Origin of the sequence: Streptomyces scabichelini (assembly GCF_011045015.1) — a bacterium.
GTDB classification, from domain to species: Bacteria; Actinomycetota; Actinomycetes; order Streptomycetales; family Streptomycetaceae; genus Streptomyces; species Streptomyces scabichelini.
Window position 1 is genome coordinate 1 of sequence record NZ_JAAKZY010000448.1, and the last position, 2,052, is coordinate 2,052.

3 protein-coding genes are annotated in these 2,052 nt (G+C 67.4%); 2 read left to right on the plus strand and 1 reads right to left on the minus strand.

Translation table 11 applies throughout. The features are described 5' to 3' along the window. Positions 1–28: 28 nt before the first annotated feature. Entirely contained in the window at positions 29–250 is a 222-nt protein-coding gene (locus G5C60_RS50540) for a hypothetical protein (protein ID WP_165271043.1), read from the minus strand. Positions 251–311: 61 nt separating this feature from the next. Here G5C60_RS50540 and map point away from each other — a divergent pair, with 61 nt between their 5' ends. Next, entirely contained in the window at positions 312–1,169 is an 858-nt protein-coding gene (gene map / locus G5C60_RS50545; RefSeq protein WP_165271045.1) for a type I methionyl aminopeptidase, read from the plus strand. Between the two features lie 174 nt (positions 1,170–1,343). Beyond that, on the plus strand, positions 1,344–2,000 hold the full coding sequence (locus tag G5C60_RS50550; RefSeq protein ID WP_165271047.1) for a biliverdin-producing heme oxygenase: 657 nt from the start codon (positions 1,344–1,346) through the stop codon (positions 1,998–2,000). Positions 2,001–2,052 lie beyond the last annotated feature (52 nt).

Sequence of the window (2,052 nt, forward strand, 5' to 3'; positions counted from 1 at the left end):
ACCCCGGAGGGCGCCCCCAACCTCCGGCTCAGTCGTCCCCGTTACGCGGAGCGTTCCAGCGCGGGTCCGACTCCCATTCCAGGTTGCGCTCTCGAGCGAGTTCCATCGCGCGGGACGCGTCCGCTCGGGTCGCGTACGGGCCGAAGCGGTCCTTGCCGGGGCACTCGGGGCCCTCCTCGACCTTCTCGTGTTCCAGGCAGTAGTACCATTCGCCCGGTTTGCCGACCGTGCGCTTCTTGAACAGGGCCATGGCTCAGGCTCCTTTCGCCAGGGACATCGTCCCCCCACACCCGCTGGTTAGACTCGCTGGCATGTCTGGCCAGTCGCTGCTCGTACCAGGGGAGCTCTCTCCCACCCGTCCCGTCCCGGGAAACATCAGGCGTCCCGAGTACGTGGGCAAGCCCGCCCCCACGCCGTACAAGGGTCCGGAGGTGCAGACCCCCGAGACGATCGAGGCCATGCGGCTCGCCGGGCGGATCGGCGCGCGGGCGCTGGCCGAGGCCGCGAAGCTGATCGCGCCCGGTGTCACGACGGACGAGCTGGACCGGGTCGCCCACGAGTACATGTGCGACCACGGGGCCTACCCGTCCACGCTCGGCTACCGAGGCTTCCCCAAGTCCCTGTGCACCTCGGTCAACGAGGTCATCTGTCACGGCATTCCGGACTCCACGGTCCTGCGGGACGGCGACATCATCAACCTCGATGTGACGGCGTACATCGGCGGGGTGCACGGCGACAACAACGCCACGTATCTCGTGGGCGATGTGGACGAGGAGTCGCGGCTGCTCGTCGAGCGCACTCGCGAATCCCTCAGCCGTGCCATCAAGGCCGTCAAGCCCGGCCGGCAGATCAACATCATCGGGCGGGTCATCGAGTCGTACGCGAAGAGGTTCGGGTACGGGGTCGTACGGGACTTCACGGGGCACGGGATCAACTCGTCGTTCCACTCCGGGCTGATCATTCCGCACTACGACAACCCGCACGCGACCACCGTCATGCAGCCCGGGATGACCTTCACCATCGAGCCGATGCTCACGCTGGGCACGCACGAGTACGACATGTGGGACGACGGGTGGACGGTCGTGACGAAGGACCGCAAGCGAACCGCGCAGTTCGAGCACACGCTGGTCGTCACCCACAGCGGGGCCGAGGTCCTCACGCTGCCTTAGCCGCGTCGCCGCGCCTCAGCCGCCCGCTCCCCCTCGAAGCGGGCGGCTTTTTCATGTGGATCTGGTGGTGATTCGGGGTAGGTTTTTACCGACAAGGCGTCGGGAACCAGTTGACTTAGGTAAGCCTAACCACAGAAGATGGCTCTCGTCTTCCCTTCGGCACCGGAGGTCCACATGAACCCGTCGAGCACCCCGTTCTCGACGCTCATCCGCACCGCCACACACGAGCAGCACGCGGAGGCGCACGACTCGACGTTCATGACCGACCTGCTCGGCGGCAAGCTCGGCGTGGACGCGTACGCGCGCTACACCGAGCAGCTGTGGTTCGTGTACCGGGCACTGGAGGAGGGCGCGCGCGAGCTGGCCGACGACCCCGTGGCGGGGCCGTTCCTCCGGCCTGAGCTGATGCGGCTCGGTTCGCTGGAGCGGGATCTCGCGCACCTGCGGGGAGCGGCGTGGCGGGACGGGCTCACCCCGCTGCCCGCGACGGCGGAGTACACGGAGCGGGTGCTGGAGTGCGCGCACACGTGGCCCGGAGGGTACGTGGCGCATCACTACACCCGTTATCTCGGCGACCTCTCCGGTGGACAGGTCGTCCGGAGCAAGGCGGAGAAGACGTGGGGGTTCGCGCGCAAGGGGGACGGCGTGCGGTTCTACGTGTTCGAGAACATCGCCAACCCCGCCGCGTTCAAGCGGGCCTATCGGGAGCTGCTGGACGCGATCGCGGTCGATGACCTGGAGAAGCAGCGGATCGTGGCGGAGTCCAGGAGGGCGTTCGCGCTGAACATCGCGGTCTTTCGGGAGCTTGGCGCTCCGCTTGAGGCGGTTTGAATCTGCGGGTGCGTTGTGGCTTGTCGCGCAGTTCCTCGCGCCCCTTAGGTTC

Excerpts from the sequence above, each read along its gene's own strand:
- G5C60_RS50540 (WP_165271043.1), bottom strand. The coding sequence starts at position 250 with ATGGCCCTGTTCAAGAAGCGCACGGTCGGCAAACCGGGCGAATGGTAC.
- map (WP_165271045.1), top strand. The coding sequence starts at position 312 with ATGTCTGGCCAGTCGCTGCTCGTACCAGGGGAGCTCTCTCCCACCCGT.
- G5C60_RS50550 (WP_165271047.1), top strand. The coding sequence starts at position 1,344 with ATGAACCCGTCGAGCACCCCGTTCTCGACGCTCATCCGCACCGCCACA.